Origin of the sequence: Bacillus sp. 22446 (genome assembly GCF_052044955.1) — a bacterium.
Taxonomy (GTDB): domain Bacteria; phylum Bacillota; class Bacilli; order Bacillales; family Bacillaceae; genus Bacillus; species Bacillus altitudinis.
This window is the reverse complement of record NZ_JBQEOD010000014.1, coordinates 36,160-49,277: the sequence shown is the minus strand read 5'-3', so window position 1 is coordinate 49,277 and position 13,118 is coordinate 36,160. Positions and strand designations below refer to the sequence as shown.

General features: G+C 42.1%; 26 protein-coding genes. All 26 read right to left on the bottom strand.

The features are described from left to right. Window positions 1-112: 112 nt before the first annotated feature. The 26 genes from rplQ to rplB all read right to left on the bottom strand — a co-directional run bounded on the left by rplQ (window position 113) and on the right by rplB (window position 13,110). Entirely contained in the window at window positions 113-475 is a 363-nt protein-coding gene (gene rplQ / locus ACTJJD_RS18540) for a 50S ribosomal protein L17 (RefSeq protein WP_003216944.1), read from the bottom strand. A 75-nt stretch (window positions 476-550) separates the two neighbouring features. Then, on the bottom strand, window positions 551-1,495 hold the full coding sequence (locus ACTJJD_RS18535; protein WP_003217009.1) for a DNA-directed RNA polymerase subunit alpha: 945 nt from the start codon (window positions 1,493-1,495) through the stop codon (window positions 551-553). Between the two features lie 175 nt (window positions 1,496-1,670). Beyond that, window positions 1,671-2,066 carry a 30S ribosomal protein S11 gene (gene rpsK / locus ACTJJD_RS18530; protein ID WP_003217231.1) on the bottom strand — a complete coding sequence of 132 codons (396 nt, stop codon included), beginning with the start codon at window positions 2,064-2,066 and terminating at the stop codon, window positions 1,671-1,673. A 20-nt stretch (window positions 2,067-2,086) separates the two neighbouring features. After that, a complete protein-coding gene (gene rpsM, locus ACTJJD_RS18525; protein WP_003217023.1) occupies window positions 2,087-2,452 on the bottom strand; it encodes a 30S ribosomal protein S13 in 366 nt (121 codons plus the stop codon). Window positions 2,453-2,473: 21 nt separating this feature from the next. Continuing rightward, entirely contained in the window at window positions 2,474-2,587 is a 114-nt protein-coding gene (gene rpmJ / locus ACTJJD_RS18520; protein WP_003156543.1) for a 50S ribosomal protein L36, read from the bottom strand. A 31-nt stretch (window positions 2,588-2,618) separates the two neighbouring features. Continuing rightward, entirely contained in the window at window positions 2,619-2,837 is a 219-nt protein-coding gene (gene infA, locus ACTJJD_RS18515; protein ID WP_003217190.1) for a translation initiation factor IF-1, read from the bottom strand. Window positions 2,838-3,147: 310 nt separating this feature from the next. Then, window positions 3,148-3,894 (bottom strand): type I methionyl aminopeptidase, encoded by a 747-nt coding sequence (gene map, locus ACTJJD_RS18510; protein ID WP_007496338.1) that lies wholly within the window; start codon window positions 3,892-3,894, stop codon window positions 3,148-3,150. After that, on the bottom strand, window positions 3,891-4,544 hold the full coding sequence (locus ACTJJD_RS18505; protein ID WP_007496336.1) for an adenylate kinase: 654 nt from the start codon (window positions 4,542-4,544) through the stop codon (window positions 3,891-3,893). The genes map and ACTJJD_RS18505 overlap by 4 nt, the downstream gene beginning before the upstream one ends. A gap of 55 nt (window positions 4,545-4,599) precedes the next feature. Beyond that, window positions 4,600-5,892, bottom strand: coding sequence for a preprotein translocase subunit SecY (gene secY / locus ACTJJD_RS18500; RefSeq protein WP_007496334.1), 1,293 nt, complete (start codon window positions 5,890-5,892; stop codon window positions 4,600-4,602). A 1-nt stretch (window position 5,893) separates the two neighbouring features. Then, a complete protein-coding gene (rplO, locus tag ACTJJD_RS18495) occupies window positions 5,894-6,334 on the bottom strand; it encodes a 50S ribosomal protein L15 (protein ID WP_003216888.1) in 441 nt (146 codons plus the stop codon). 30 nt (window positions 6,335-6,364) lie between these two features. Beyond that, window positions 6,365-6,547: a 50S ribosomal protein L30 gene (gene rpmD, locus ACTJJD_RS18490; protein ID WP_003217067.1), complete on the bottom strand. Its 183-nt coding sequence runs from the start codon at window positions 6,545-6,547 to the stop codon at window positions 6,365-6,367. Between the two features lie 13 nt (window positions 6,548-6,560). Beyond that, window positions 6,561-7,061, bottom strand: a complete 501-nt coding sequence (gene rpsE / locus ACTJJD_RS18485; protein WP_007496332.1) for a 30S ribosomal protein S5 — start codon at window positions 7,059-7,061, stop codon at window positions 6,561-6,563. Between the two features lie 24 nt (window positions 7,062-7,085). Continuing rightward, the gene (gene rplR, locus ACTJJD_RS18480; RefSeq protein ID WP_003216951.1) at window positions 7,086-7,448 is read right to left on the bottom strand and encodes a 50S ribosomal protein L18; all 363 of its coding nucleotides are present in this window, start codon (window positions 7,446-7,448) and stop codon (window positions 7,086-7,088) included. A 32-nt stretch (window positions 7,449-7,480) separates the two neighbouring features. Further along, entirely contained in the window at window positions 7,481-8,017 is a 537-nt protein-coding gene (rplF, locus tag ACTJJD_RS18475) for a 50S ribosomal protein L6 (RefSeq protein ID WP_008345395.1), read from the bottom strand. Window positions 8,018-8,048: 31 nt separating this feature from the next. Then, window positions 8,049-8,447: a 30S ribosomal protein S8 gene (rpsH, locus tag ACTJJD_RS18470; RefSeq protein WP_007496327.1), complete on the bottom strand. Its 399-nt coding sequence runs from the start codon at window positions 8,445-8,447 to the stop codon at window positions 8,049-8,051. Between the two features lie 31 nt (window positions 8,448-8,478). Continuing rightward, window positions 8,479-8,664 (bottom strand): 30S ribosomal protein S14, encoded by a 186-nt coding sequence (rpsN, locus tag ACTJJD_RS18465; protein WP_008356542.1) that lies wholly within the window; start codon window positions 8,662-8,664, stop codon window positions 8,479-8,481. A 22-nt stretch (window positions 8,665-8,686) separates the two neighbouring features. Then, complete coding sequence (rplE, locus tag ACTJJD_RS18460) at window positions 8,687-9,226, bottom strand: 50S ribosomal protein L5 (RefSeq protein ID WP_003217159.1); 540 nt, start codon at window positions 9,224-9,226, stop codon at window positions 8,687-8,689. Between the two features lie 25 nt (window positions 9,227-9,251). After that, entirely contained in the window at window positions 9,252-9,563 is a 312-nt protein-coding gene (gene rplX / locus ACTJJD_RS18455; RefSeq protein ID WP_007496325.1) for a 50S ribosomal protein L24, read from the bottom strand. A 35-nt stretch (window positions 9,564-9,598) separates the two neighbouring features. After that, window positions 9,599-9,967 carry a 50S ribosomal protein L14 gene (gene rplN / locus ACTJJD_RS18450; protein WP_003216882.1) on the bottom strand — a complete coding sequence of 123 codons (369 nt, stop codon included), beginning with the start codon at window positions 9,965-9,967 and terminating at the stop codon, window positions 9,599-9,601. Window positions 9,968-10,006: 39 nt separating this feature from the next. Beyond that, window positions 10,007-10,270 (bottom strand): 30S ribosomal protein S17, encoded by a 264-nt coding sequence (gene rpsQ / locus ACTJJD_RS18445; RefSeq protein WP_003216906.1) that lies wholly within the window; start codon window positions 10,268-10,270, stop codon window positions 10,007-10,009. 25 nt (window positions 10,271-10,295) lie between these two features. Then, window positions 10,296-10,496 carry a 50S ribosomal protein L29 gene (rpmC, locus tag ACTJJD_RS18440; protein WP_003217155.1) on the bottom strand — a complete coding sequence of 67 codons (201 nt, stop codon included), beginning with the start codon at window positions 10,494-10,496 and terminating at the stop codon, window positions 10,296-10,298. Further along, window positions 10,486-10,920, bottom strand: coding sequence for a 50S ribosomal protein L16 (gene rplP / locus ACTJJD_RS18435; protein ID WP_003225801.1), 435 nt, complete (start codon window positions 10,918-10,920; stop codon window positions 10,486-10,488). The genes rpmC and rplP overlap by 11 nt, the downstream gene beginning before the upstream one ends. Window position 10,921: 1 nt before the next feature. Next, window positions 10,922-11,578 carry a 30S ribosomal protein S3 gene (rpsC, locus tag ACTJJD_RS18430; RefSeq protein ID WP_003217241.1) on the bottom strand — a complete coding sequence of 219 codons (657 nt, stop codon included), beginning with the start codon at window positions 11,576-11,578 and terminating at the stop codon, window positions 10,922-10,924. A gap of 3 nt (window positions 11,579-11,581) precedes the next feature. Continuing rightward, entirely contained in the window at window positions 11,582-11,923 is a 342-nt protein-coding gene (gene rplV / locus ACTJJD_RS18425) for a 50S ribosomal protein L22 (protein WP_007496316.1), read from the bottom strand. 17 nt (window positions 11,924-11,940) lie between these two features. Next, window positions 11,941-12,219, bottom strand: a complete 279-nt coding sequence (gene rpsS / locus ACTJJD_RS18420) for a 30S ribosomal protein S19 (protein WP_003216920.1) — start codon at window positions 12,217-12,219, stop codon at window positions 11,941-11,943. Between the two features lie 57 nt (window positions 12,220-12,276). Further along, complete coding sequence (gene rplB, locus ACTJJD_RS18415; RefSeq protein WP_007496314.1) at window positions 12,277-13,110, bottom strand: 50S ribosomal protein L2; 834 nt, start codon at window positions 13,108-13,110, stop codon at window positions 12,277-12,279. Between the last annotated feature and the right edge of the window lie 8 nt (window positions 13,111-13,118).

The window sequence follows — 13,118 nt, the reverse complement described above, 5'->3', positions numbered from 1 at the left end:
TCCTCTCAGCTCAACCTCTACTTTGCCTATTGCTAAAAAGCCGTAGTATCTAAAAAAGGGCATAGATCCAGTTATGAACTGTCCCGCCCTTTCTTAGATACACGATATGTGATTAAACTAATTCAATGACAGCCATTGGTGCGCCATCGCCGCGACGAGGTCCAAGCTTCATGATACGAGTGTATCCACCTTGGCGATCTTCGTAGCGAGTTGCAACGTCAGCGAATAATTTTTGAAGTGCATCTTGGTTTGTTTCAGCGTTAGCTACTTCGTTACGAATGTAAGCTGCAGCTTGACGGCGAGCATGAAGATCTCCGCGTTTGCCAAGAGTGATCATTTTTTCAACTACAGAGCGAAGTTCTTTCGCACGTGTTTCAGTTGTTTCGATGCGTTCGTTGATGATCAAATCAGTCGTTAGGTCACGAAGCATTGCTTTACGTTGTGCACTAGTGCGTCCTAGCTTTCTGTATGCCATGTGATGTCCCCTCCTTAATTAGAGATGCTGTATGAATAAAAAACACACGAAAATCCTAGTTCACAATGAAACTAGTCAATCGTCTTTACGAAGACCCAGTCCAAGTTCTTCTAGTTTCGCTTTCACTTCTTCAAGAGATTTACGTCCAAGGTTACGAACTTTCATCATATCCTCTTCTGTCTTGTTAGCAAGCTCTTGAACAGTGTTAATACCCGCACGCTTCAAACAGTTGTAAGAACGAACAGAAAGATCAAGCTCTTCAATTGTCATTTCAAGCACTTTTTCTTTTTGGTCTTCTTCTTTTTCAACCATGATTTCTGCATGCTGAGCTTCGTCAGTTAACCCAACGAAAATATTTAGGTGTTCAGTTAAAATCTTAGAACCTAGAGCGATCGCTTCTTTCGGTCCTGTGCTTCCATCAGTCCATACATCTAGTGTTAATTTATCATAGTTTGTGATTTGCCCAACACGGGTGTTCTCCACTTGATAAGTTACACGAGATACAGGTGTATAGATTGAGTCGATCGGAATCACGCCGATAGGCTGATCGTCTCTTTTGTTTGCATCAGCAGGATTATACCCGCGACCTCTTTGTGCAGTCAAACGAACACGGAAGCTCGCATTTTTGCCAAGAGTTGCGATGTGAAGATCTGGATTTAAGATTTCAATATCGCTGTCGTGTGTAATATCAGCAGCTGTTACAGTTCCTTCATCTTGTACATCAATTTCAAGCGTCTTCTCTTCTTCAGAGTAGATTTTGAGTGCAAGCTTTTTAATGTTTAAGATAATCGTTGTAACATCTTCAACCACGCCTTCGATCGTTGAGAATTCGTGTAAGACACCATCTATCTGGATCGATGTTACAGCTGCACCAGGAAGTGAGGATAAAAGGATACGACGAAGGGAGTTCCCTAAAGTGGTACCATATCCACGCTCAAGTGGCTCTACGACAAACTTGCCATACTTGGCATCGTCGCTGATTTCAACCGTTTCGATTTTTGGTTTTTCAATTTCGATCATCTAATAAAACCCTCCTTCAAAACGTCGAAACCTCGAATAGAATCATATGAGATTCCATCCGAAATTCCTCATTGTTTAGTCCCGTATGTGCTCAGGCAACGAGTCGTGTATTCGTCTCATAAATAACTGTATCATAACCCATTATTGACAGGGACACAAAATCTATACAAACAAATTACACGCGGCGACGTTTTGGTGGACGGCATCCGTTATGAGGAACTGGAGTTACGTCTCTGATTGCAGTAACTTCAAGACCTGCAGCTTGAAGCGCACGAATTGCAGCTTCACGACCAGAACCAGGACCTTTAACAGTTACTTCAAGTGTTTTAAGACCATGTTCGATAGAACCTTTAGCAGCAGTTTCAGCAGCCATTTGTGCAGCGAAAGGAGTAGATTTACGAGAACCTCTGAATCCTAATGCACCAGCACTTGACCAAGAAATTGCGTTTCCATGAACATCAGTAATCGTTACAATCGTGTTGTTGAAAGTGGAACGGATATGAGCGATTCCAGCTTCAATATTCTTTTTCACGCGACGTTTACGCGTATTTTGTTTACGAGCAGCAGCCATTCTTTAACTACCTCCTTTACTTATTTTTTCTTGTTAGCTACAGTACGACGCGGACCTTTACGAGTGCGCGCGTTGTTTTTTGTGTTTTGTCCACGAACAGGAAGTCCTCTACGATGACGGATTCCGCGGTAGCTTCCGATTTCAATTAGACGCTTAATGTTAAGTGAAACTTCACGACGAAGGTCACCTTCTACTTTAAGTTTGTCAATGATATCACGGATTTTACCTAGTTCGTCTTCAGTTAGATCGCGAACGCGAGTGTCTTCAGAAACACCTGCTTCTTTAAGGACTTGTTGAGCCGTCGTACGACCAATTCCAAAAACATATGTTAAAGAAATGACAACACGCTTATCACGTGGAATATCTACACCAGCAATACGAGCCATGATTTGGGCACCTCCTTGTTATTAGCCTTGTTTTTGTTTATGTTTTGGGTTTTCACAGATCACCATTACTTTTCCTTTTCTGCGAATCACTTTACATTTTTCACAGATAGGTTTAACAGATGGTCTCACTTTCATGTGTTTCCAACCTCCTTCTTCCGGAGTTGCTTTATTTGTAACGGTACGTAATTCTACCACGAGTTAAGTCATATGGAGATAATTCTACCGTAACTTTGTCTCCAGGTAAAATGCGAATGAAGTGCATACGGATTTTTCCTGATACATGAGCCAAAACTGTATGACCATTCTCTAGTTCAACTTTGAACATTGCATTTGGCAAAGTTTCTGCTACAGTACCTTCCACTTCAATTACATCGTCTTTCGCCATTCAAGTGTTCTCCCTTCTTCAAATCAGTAACTTGCTCTCTGATAAATGTCCAAATGAGATGTTCTCAATTGTCCATCTATCACCCGACCTGTTTTGAATATACTGTTCTGAACTTCCGGAGATACGCAATCATAAAAGGTTAAATGATTGATATTTTTTCTTAGGAGAATGAATTTACGCTTTTCTCCGTCTGCGATTAGTACATGGCAGCCATCGAACACGCCGATGACAACTGTATACTGATCTTGTTCTTTCCTTGGACTATACAGACAACCTGCCCGATTTGGGCCTGAAAGGCTTCAGTGAAGACCTAAATCTTAGTCAGTATATCAAAACCTGTATCTGTAATCGCAATTGTATGCTCAAAGTGAGCACACTTTTTCCCATCAACCGTTACAACCGTCCAGTTATCAGCCAGTGTTTTCACATATCGGCTGCCTGCGTTCACCATCGGTTCGATGGCCAACACCATTCCAGGTTTGAGCCGTGGGCCTTTGTTCGGCGGACCATAATGAGGAATTTGAGGGTCCTCATGAAGATCCTGTCCGACCCCATGTCCAACATATTCTCTAACAACTGAGAAATTCTCACCTTCAACATACGTTTGTATGGCATGGGAAATGTTTGACAGACGTTCACCTGGCTTTGCTTCCTGTAAGCCCTTATATAGAGATTCCTCTGTGACTTCCAGTAGTTTGCGGTCCTCATCACTGATTACCCCAACTGGATAAGTCCAAGCAGAGTCACCATGATAGCCATTTAACTTTGCGCCGATATCGATACTAATGATGTCTCCATCACGTAAAACCCGTTTACCAGGAATACCGTGAACGAGTTCTTCATTCACCGAAACGCAAATGCTCCCGCGAAAACCATTATACCCTTTAAAAGATGGGATTGCACCCTGCTTTGTAATAAAACGTTCGGCAATTTGATCCAATTCTTTTGTCGAAATACCTGGTTTTATGTGTTTCTTCAGCTCTTCATGAGTCAGTGCGACAATGCGTCCAGCTTCTCTCATAATCTCAAGCTCGCGAGGAGTTTTACAGATAATCATTTATTTAATCCCCCAAGCAGGTCCTTGATATCAGCGTAAACATCGTTAATGTGCTTCGCACCATCAATGTTTGCAAGATATCCTTTTTCTGAATAGAAGTTCAGTAAAGGTTCAGTCTGCTTTAAGTTCACTTCAAGTCTTGTCGAAACGGTTTCTGCATTATCATCTGCACGTTGATAAAGCTCGCCTCCACACTTGTCACAAACATTTTCTTTCGCAGGTGGATTGAATACTAAATGATATGTTGCTCCGCAATCTTTGCAAATTCTTCGGCCAGTCAGACGCTCCATCAAAGCATCTTTATCGACTTTAATATTAATGACATAATCAATCGTTCTGCCAAGGTCCTTTAGAATGTCTTCTAAAGCTTCAGCCTGAGCGACTGTTCGCGGAAATCCGTCCAGAAGAAAACCTTGTTCACAATCATTCTTGCCAAGTCTTTCTCTAACAATACCGATTGTGACCTCATCAGGAACAAGCTCTCCTTTATCGATAAAGGATTTTGCTTCGAGCCCAAGTTGTGTCTCCTCTTTCATAGCAGCACGGAACATATCTCCTGTTGAGATATGAGGGATCCCATAATCATCAACAATTCGTTCTGCCTGAGTGCCTTTACCAGCACCCGGAAGCCCCATTAAGACTAAGTTCATTTCGGATTTCCCCTTCCTTACTTAGAGAGGTTGGGCAGGAGCCCAGCCCTCTGTTTTATTTCATAAATCCACGGTAGTTTCGTTTCACTAATTGGCTTTCAAGCTGCTTCATTGTTTCAAGTGCAACACCTACAACAATGAGAAGACTTGTGCCGCCAATTTGTGCAGCGGAAGGTAATCCAGCGAATTGAATGAAAAAGATAGGAAGTATTGAAATCACGGCTAAGAAAATGGCGCCCACAAACGTGAGTCGGTACAAAATGCTCGTAATTCTATCTTGAGTCATTTTCCCTGGACGAACTCCCGGGATATAGCCACCCTGCTTTTGCAGATTTTCAGCCATTTGTTCAGGGTTTACTTGGACAAAGGCATAAAAATATGTGAAAGCGACAATCAGTGCTACATAAATCGTCATACCGATTGGCTTAGTATAGTCAAAGTTGTTAGTTATCCAGGTTGTCACATTATTTGTTCCGAAGAACGATGCGATCGTCTGCGGAGTAATAATGAACGAAACGGCAAAGATGACTGGAATCACCCCTGCTGGATTCACTTTCAATGGAAGGTGCGTTGCTTGACTAGCAGACATTTGTGCACGGCCAGTTCCTTTTGAATATTGAATCGCAATCTTTCTCACTGCCATTTGAATGTAAATAACACCGATAACAATGACAAGAATAGCAATCACAATAAGGGCAATTTTCAGGATTTGCATGAACAGCTGTCCATCTCCACCTACAAATTGCTGAGCGTACACTTGCTTTAATGTTTGAGGGATACCTGCGATGATACCGGCAAAGATAATAATCGAAATACCGTTACCAACACCGTGAGCAGTAATCTGCTCTCCCAGCCACATTAAAAATGCTGTTCCCGCAGTGAGTACGACCGCAATTAAGAGATACGTTGAAACACCTGGGTTTTCAATCAGCATGCCTCCTGCCATATTGTTAAATCCATATGACATTCCTAACGCCTGGATAAATCCTAGAACAATTGTAAAATACCTTGTGAATTGTGCTAATTTTCGGCGGCCAACCTCTCCTTGCTTTGACCACTCAGTAAACTTCGGTACAACATCCATCTGCAAGAGCTGGATGATGATCGAAGCAGTGATATACGGCATAATCCCCATTGCAAGAATGGAGAATTGGAAAAGTGCCCCGCCCCCAAACGTGTTGAGGATTCCGAAAACACTCATTTGATCCTGTGCCTGGAGAACTTCGGCGTTCACATTAGGCACAGGGATGAAAGCACCTATACGAAAGACGACTAACATTAAAAGTGTAAATATAATCTTATTCCGTATATCTTTCACACGCATAAAATTGGAGATTGTCTTAAACAAGTTAGATCACCTCGGCTGTACCGCCAGCAGCTTCAATCGCTTCTTTAGCAGAAGCAGAGAATTTATTGGCTTTTACAGTTAATTTTTTTTCTAATTTACCGTTGCCAAGAATTTTTACTCCTGCTTTTAACTTGCTTATTGCACCAGTCTCTAGAAGAAGTTCAGGAGTGACTTCCGTTCCTTCGTCAAAACTGTTTAATCTGTCTAAGTTGATTACCGCGTAATCTTTACGGTTGATGTTTGTAAAACCACGTTTTGGAAGGCGTTGGAATAAAGGCATTTGACCACCTTCGAATCCAGGGCGTACACCGCCGCCAGAACGAGCGTTTTGACCTTTATGACCTTTACCAGAAGTTTTACCGTTACCTGATCCAATACCACGACCAACACGGTTGCGTACTTTACGTGAACCTTCTGAAGGCTTCAATTCATGAAGTTTCATTTGGGCACCTCCTTATCGATTAAAAATGTTTTATTGTTCTTTAACAGAAACTAAATGAGACACCTTGTTAATCATGCCGCGGATCGCTGCATTGTCTTCATGTACGACTGTTTGGTTTGTTTTCTTTAGACCAAGAGTACGAACAGTGACACGCTGATCTTCCGGGCGACCGATTACACTGCGTTTGAGGGTAATTTCTAATTTATTTGCCATTATTGTTCCCTCCTTATCCTAACAGGTCTTCTACAGATTTTCCACGAAGCTTCGCTACATCTTCAGCACGTTTAAGTTCACTTAAACCTTGAAGTGTTGCGCGGATCATGTTGATCGGTGTATTAGAACCTAGAGATTTAGAAAGGATATCAGCTAGACCAGCAAGCTCAAGTACCGCACGCACTGGGCCTCCAGCGATAACTCCTGTACCTTCTGAAGCAGGTTTCAATAGAACGTTTCCTGCACCGAATCGACCGATGATTTCATGTGGAATTGTAGTTCCAACCATTGGTACTTCAATTAAATTCTTTTTCGCGTCTTCAACAGCTTTGCGGATCGCTTCTGGTACTTCTTGTGCTTTACCAGTACCGAATCCTACATGACCGTTTTTGTCACCGACAACAACTAAAGCTGCAAAACGGAAACGACGTCCACCTTTAACAACTTTCGCTACCCGGTTAACCGTAACTAAGCGTTCTTCTAACTCTAATTTGCTTGGGTCAATACGACTCATTCGGATGTGTCCCTCCTTCTTTTATTAAAATTTAAGTCCAGCCTCACGAGCAGCTTCAGCTAGAGCTTTTACACGTCCATGATATAAGTATCCTCCGCGGTCAAATACCACGTTAGAGATGCCTTTTTCAACAGCACGTTTTGCAACAAGTTCGCCAACTTTAGTAGCAGCTGCAGCGTCAGAACTATTCTCGATCTTTAACTCTTTATCAAGAGTAGAAGCACTTACAAGTGTTACACCGTTAACATCATCAATTACTTGAGCGTAGATGTTCTTGTTAGAACGGAAAACGTTAAGGCGAGGTCTTTCAGCAGTACCTGAAAGTTTCGCACGAACACGAGCGTGTCTTTTAAGACGAGTAGCGTTTTTGCTAGTTTTCGTAATCATCCGAGTCACTCCTTTCTTCACATTAAGCGATCTTACTTACCAGTTTTTCCTTCTTTACGGCGAACGAATTCACCTTCGTAACGAATTCCTTTACCTTTGTAAGGCTCTGGAGCACGGACAGCGCGGATGTTAGAAGCTAGAGCTCCTACACGCTCTTTATCGATACCTTTAACGATTACTTTCGTTTGAGATGGAACTTCTACTTCAACTCCAGCCTCAGGAACGATTTCAACTGGGTGAGAGTATCCAACGTTAAGAACAAGTTTGTTTCCAGATTTAGCTGCACGGTAACCGACACCGATTAGTTCTAAACCTCTTTCGAAACCTTTAGATACACCTTCAACCATGTTTGCAATTAAGCTACGTGTTGTACCATGTAATGCACGGTGTTCTTTATTTTCAGACGGACGGCTTACAGTTAAGACGTTGTCCTCAATTTTAATTTCCATATCAGGGTGAAATGCACGAGTTAGTTCACCTTTTGGTCCCTTTACTGTCACTGTGTTATCGTTGTTTGTCACAGTTACTCCTGAAGGGATCTCGATTAGCTTTTTACCTATACGAGACATACCAAGCACCTCCATTCATCTTAAACTTTTTTTACCATACGTAAGCAAGTACTTCTCCACCAGCTTGTTTAGCACGGGCTTCTTTGTCCGATAAAACACCTTGTGATGTAGAAATAATTGCGATTCCAAGTCCGTTAAGTACACGTGGTACTTCATTTGATTTCGCATATACGCGTAAACCAGGTTTACTGATTCTTTTAAGACCAGTGATAACACGTTCGTTGTTTTGGCCGTATTTAAGGAACAAACGGATAATTCCTTGTTTGCTGTCTTCGACGTACTCAACGTCACGGATAAAACCTTCACGCTTTAAGATTTCAGCAATTTCTCTTTTGATTTTTGAAGCCGGTACTTCTAGCTTCTCATGACGTACCATGTTCGCATTGCGAATACGAGTCAGCAAATCTGCAATCGGATCTGTCATAACCATTATTTAATAACCTCCTTCCCATTTATGGGGATTACCAGCTGGCTTTTTTAACGCCAGGAATTTGTCCTTTATATGCAAGTTCGCGGAAACAAATACGGCAAAGTTTAAACTTGCGAATTACTGAATGTGGACGTCCACAACGTTCGCAGCGCGTATACTCTTGAACTTTAAACTTTTGTTTGCGTTGTTGTTTCGCAATCATAGACTTTTTAGCCACGATTTCGCCTCCCTTTCATTGATTATTTCTGGAACGGCATACCTACTTGAGTTAATAACTCACGTGCTTCTTCGTCCGTGTTGGCAGTCGTAACGATAACGATATCCATACCGCGGACTTTTGTTACTTTATCGTAATCAATTTCTGGGAAGATTAACTGTTCTTTAATACCAAGCGTGTAGTTTCCACGACCGTCGAAAGATTTCTTAGAAATCCCGCGGAAGTCACGTACACGTGGTAAAGATACAGAAATAAGTTTATCAAGGAAATCGTACATGCGCTCTCCGCGAAGTGTTACTTTCGCACCGATTGGCATTCCTTCACGTAGACGGAATCCAGCAATAGACTTCTTCGCACGAGTAACGACAGGTTTTTGACCAGCGATAAACGTTAATTCTTCAACAGCAGTATCGATTGCTTTAGCGTTTTGAACGGCGTCACCAACACCCATGTTGATCACGATTTTTTCGATTTTTGGCACTTGCATTACTGATTTGTATTCAAACTTAGAAACTAATGCAGGTGTAATTTCTTTTACATACTTTTCTTTAAGGCGGTTCATGAGAAAGACCTCCCTTCCTTATTTACTATTTATCTAGAACTTGCCCAGATTTTTTCGCTACACGGACTTTCTTTCCGTCCTCAACTTTATATCCAATACGTGTCACTTCACCCGTTTTAGGATCAAGCGGCATTACGTTTGATACGTGGATCGGCGCTTCTTGTTCAGAAATTCCGCCTTGAGGGTTAGCTTGGGTTGGTTTAGAGTGTTTTTTCACAAGGTTAATACCTTCTACTAAAACACGGTCCTTTTTAGGGAAAGCAGCAAGGATGACACCTTGTTTACCTTTATCTTTACCAGAGATAACCACTACTTTATCGCCCTTTTTAACATGCATTTAATCGCACCTCCTTGAGTCGCGGATTGTATTCATTAAAGTACTTCTGGTGCTAAAGAAACAATTTTCATATAGTTGTTTTCACGAAGTTCACGTGCTACTGGTCCGAAGATACGAGTTCCACGTGGGCTTTTGTCGTCACGGATGATGACACATGCATTTTCATCAAAACTGATGTAAGATCCATCGTTTCTGCGAGCTCCGCTCTTAGTACGAACGATAACTGCTTTCACAACTTCACCTTTTTTGACAACGCCTCCTGGTGTTGCTTGTTTAACCGTACAAACAATGACATCACCGATGTTAGCCGTTTTACGTCCAGAGCCACCAAGAACTTTAATCGTTAGTACTTCGCGTGCGCCAGAGTTGTCAGCTACTTTTAAACGAGTCTCCTGTTGAATCATTAATGTTACCTCCCTTCGGAAAAAGAAATCCGAACTTTATTAGATAATAACAGCTTCTTCGACAACTTCAACTAGACGAAAGCGTTTAGTCGCAGATAATGGACGAGTTTCCATGACCTTTACGATGTCTCCGATTTTTGCTTGGTTGTTTTCATCATGTGCTTTGAACTTTTTAGAGTATCTTACACGTTTGCCATAAAGTGAATGCTTTTTGTATGTTTCAACTACAACAGTGATGGTTTTATCCATTTTGTCAGAAACAACACGACCTTGATACACTTTACGTTGGTTACGTTCGCTCATGTTTGCGGGGCCTCCCCTCTAATTATTATTTATTAGCAGCGATTTCTCTTTGACGAATCACAGTTTTCATGCGTGCGATTGATTTACGCACTTCACGAATGCGAGCAGTGTTTTCAAGCTGCCCAGTCGCTAATTGGAAACGAAGATTGAAAAGTTCTTCTTTAAGAGACTTTACTTTTTGTTCAATTTCAGCAGTGGTAAGGTCACGAATTTCATTAGCTTTCATTTGATTCACCACCAATTTCTTCACGTTTTACGAACTTCGTTTTAATTGGCAATTTGTGAGATGCAAGACGAAGAGCTTCACGAGCAACTTCTTCAGACACACCAGAAATTTCAAATAAAACTTTGCCCGGTTTTACTACAGCTACCCAGCCTTCTGGAGCACCTTTACCGGAACCCATGCGGACCTCTAGAGGTTTAGCTGTGTATGGCTTAGAAGGGAAAATTTTGATCCAAACTTTACCGCCACGTTTCATGTAACGAGTCATAGCAATACGAGCAGCTTCGATTTGACGGTTAGTGATCCAAGAAGCTTCAAGAGCTTGGATACCGAACTCACCGAAATGTACTTCAGTGCCGCCTTTTGCACGACCACGCATTTTTCCACGATGTTCTCTGCGATACTTCACGCGTTTTGGCAATAACATATTATTTTCCTCCTTCCGCAGTATTCTTCTTAGTTGGAAGGACTTCTCCACGATAGATCCATACTTTTACGCCAAGCTTACCATAAGTAGTATCAGCTTCAGCAGTAGCATAGTCGATGTCAGCACGAAGTGTGTGCAATGGAACAGTACCTTCACTGTAATATTCAGAACGAGCAATATCTGCACCGCCAAGACGACCAGAAACCATTGTTTTGATTCCTTGTGCTCCAGCACGCATTGTGCGTTGGATTGTTTGTTTTTGTGCACGACGGAATGAAATACGATTTTCAAGTTGACGAGCGATGTTTTCAGCAACTAGCTGAGCATCAAGATCTGCTCTCTTGATTTCAAGAATGTTGATGTGTACACGTTTGCCAGTTAGGCTGTTAAGAGCTTTACGAAGTGCTTCAACTTCAGATCCGCCTTTACCAATTACCATACCTGGTTTAGCCGTGTGGATTGTGATATTTACGCGGTTTGCAGCACGTTCGATTTCTACTTTAGAAACAGACGCGTCAGACAAACGCTTGCTGATGAATTCACGGATTTTCAAGTCTTCATGTAAGAAGTCAGCGTAATCTTTTCCTGCGAACCATTTAGATTCCCAATCACGAATGACGCCAATACGAAGACCTACTGGATTTACCTTTTGACCCACGGATTATCCCTCCTTCTTTTCTGATACAACGATTGTAATGTGGCTAGTACGTTTGTTAATTGCGCTCGCACGACCCATAGCACGTGGACGGAATCTCTTAAGTGTTGGACCTTCGTCAACGAATGCTTGAGTAATCACTAGGCTGTTAGCGTCCAACTCGTAGTTGTGCTCAGCATTTGCGATAGCAGATTTTAATACTTTTTCAATAATTGGTGAAGCAGCCTTAGGTGTAAGGTTTAAGATAGAAACTGCTTCTCCTACTTGCTTACCTCGGATCAGGTCCATTACTAGACGTGCTTTACGAGGAGCAATACGGACTGTTCTTGCGACAGCTTTAGCTTGCATTTAAAAGCCTCCTCTCATTAGCGTCTTGTTTTTTTATCGTCACTAGCATGACCTTTGTAAGTACGGCTTGGTGCGAATTCGCCCAATTTGTGACCTACCATATCTTCAGAAATGAAAACAGGTACATGTTTGCGTCCGTCATAGACAGCGATTGTGTGACCGATGAATTGTGGGAAAATTGTAGAACGACGAGACCAAGTTTTTACGACTTGCTTTTTGTCAGTTTCATTCAATTTCTCGACTTTAGCCATCAAATGATCATCAACAAATGGTCCTTTTTTTAAGCTGCGAGCCATTGTGGAACCTCCCTTCGTGATTGAACTACGGTCCTAAATGAACCGTAGACAACCCCGTTACTTGTTTTTACGACGACGTACAATGAATTTATCAGACTTGTTGGTTTTCTTACGAGTCTTGAATCCAAGAGTCGGTTTACCCCATGGAGACATTGGTGATTTACGTCCGATTGGAGCGCGTCCTTCACCACCGCCGTGTGGGTGATCGTTAGGGTTCATTACAGAACCACGAACTGTTGGGCGTACGCCTTTCCAGCGAGAACGTCCAGCTTTACCGATGTTGATTAGTTCGTGTTGTTCGTTTCCAACTTGACCGATAGTCGCACGGCAAGCAGAAAGGATCATGCGTACTTCACCAGAGTTCAAACGTACAAGAACGTATTTACCTTCTTTACCTAGAACTTGAGCAGAAGTACCAGCAGAACGAACTAATTGTCCACCTTTACCTGGTTTTAATTCAATGTTATGCACAACTGTACCAACTGGGATGTTGATAAGTGGAAGAGCATTACCTGGTTTGATGTCAGCTTCTGGTCCAGAAGTAACTTCAGTACCAACTTGGATTCCTTTCGGAGCAAGAATGTAACGTTTCTCACCATCTGCATAGTTTACAAGAGCGATGTTCGCTGAACGGTTTGGATCATACTCGATTGTAGCAACGCGTCCAGGTATACCGTCTTTATCACGCTTAAAGTCGATGATACGGTATTGACGTTTGTGACCGCCACCTTGATGACGAACAGTCAATCTACCTTGGTTGTTACGTCCGCCTTTTCTGTGAAGCGGTGCAAGCAACGATTTTTCTGGTTTGTCAGTCGTGATTTCAGCAAAATCTGAAGTAGTCATGCCACGACGACCATTACTGGTTGGTTTATACTTTTTAATCGCCATTTTGAATT

Bases quoted from the DNA above. Each gene is read 5' to 3' on its own strand.
- rplQ (WP_003216944.1), bottom strand. From the start codon at position 475: ATGGCATACAGAAAGCTAGGACGCACTAGTGCACAACGTAAAGCAATG.
- ACTJJD_RS18535 (WP_003217009.1), bottom strand. From the start codon at position 1,495: ATGATCGAAATTGAAAAACCAAAAATCGAAACGGTTGAAATCAGCGAC.
- rpsK (WP_003217231.1), bottom strand. From the start codon at position 2,066: ATGGCTGCTGCTCGTAAACAAAATACGCGTAAACGTCGCGTGAAAAAG.
- rpsM (WP_003217023.1), bottom strand. From the start codon at position 2,452: ATGGCTCGTATTGCTGGTGTAGATATTCCACGTGATAAGCGTGTTGTC.
- rpmJ (WP_003156543.1), bottom strand. From the start codon at position 2,587: ATGAAAGTGAGACCATCTGTTAAACCTATCTGTGAAAAATGTAAAGTG.
- infA (WP_003217190.1), bottom strand. From the start codon at position 2,837: ATGGCGAAAGACGATGTAATTGAAGTGGAAGGTACTGTAGCAGAAACT.
- map (WP_007496338.1), bottom strand. From the start codon at position 3,894: ATGATTATCTGTAAAACTCCTCGCGAGCTTGAGATTATGAGAGAAGCT.
- ACTJJD_RS18505 (WP_007496336.1), bottom strand. From the start codon at position 4,544: ATGAACTTAGTCTTAATGGGGCTTCCGGGTGCTGGTAAAGGCACTCAG.
- rplO (WP_003216888.1), bottom strand. From the start codon at position 6,334: ATGAAACTTCATGAATTGAAGCCTTCAGAAGGTTCACGTAAAGTACGC.
- rpmD (WP_003217067.1), bottom strand. From the start codon at position 6,547: ATGGCAAATAAATTAGAAATTACCCTCAAACGCAGTGTAATCGGTCGC.
- rpsE (WP_007496332.1), bottom strand. From the start codon at position 7,061: ATGAGTCGTATTGACCCAAGCAAATTAGAGTTAGAAGAACGCTTAGTT.
- rplR (WP_003216951.1), bottom strand. From the start codon at position 7,448: ATGATTACGAAAACTAGCAAAAACGCTACTCGTCTTAAAAGACACGCT.
- rplF (WP_008345395.1), bottom strand. From the start codon at position 8,017: ATGTCTCGTATAGGTAAAAAGCTAATCGAGATCCCTTCAGGAGTAACT.
- rpsH (WP_007496327.1), bottom strand. From the start codon at position 8,447: ATGGTTATGACAGATCCGATTGCAGATTTGCTGACTCGTATTCGCAAT.
- rplE (WP_003217159.1), bottom strand. From the start codon at position 9,226: ATGAACCGCCTTAAAGAAAAGTATGTAAAAGAAATTACACCTGCATTA.
- rplX (WP_007496325.1), bottom strand. From the start codon at position 9,563: ATGCATGTTAAAAAGGGCGATAAAGTAGTGGTTATCTCTGGTAAAGAT.
- rplN (WP_003216882.1), bottom strand. From the start codon at position 9,967: ATGATTCAACAGGAGACTCGTTTAAAAGTAGCTGACAACTCTGGCGCA.
- rpsQ (WP_003216906.1), bottom strand. From the start codon at position 10,270: ATGAGCGAACGTAACCAACGTAAAGTGTATCAAGGTCGTGTTGTTTCT.
- rpmC (WP_003217155.1), bottom strand. From the start codon at position 10,496: ATGAAAGCTAATGAAATTCGTGACCTTACCACTGCTGAAATTGAACAA.
- rplP (WP_003225801.1), bottom strand. From the start codon at position 10,920: ATGTTATTGCCAAAACGCGTGAAGTATCGCAGAGAACATCGTGGAAAA.
- rplV (WP_007496316.1), bottom strand. From the start codon at position 11,923: ATGCAAGCTAAAGCTGTCGCAAGAACAGTCCGTATTGCTCCTCGTAAA.
- rpsS (WP_003216920.1), bottom strand. From the start codon at position 12,219: ATGGCTCGCAGCTTAAAAAAAGGACCATTTGTTGATGATCATTTGATG.
- rplB (WP_007496314.1), bottom strand. From the start codon at position 13,110: ATGGCGATTAAAAAGTATAAACCAACCAGTAATGGTCGTCGTGGCATG.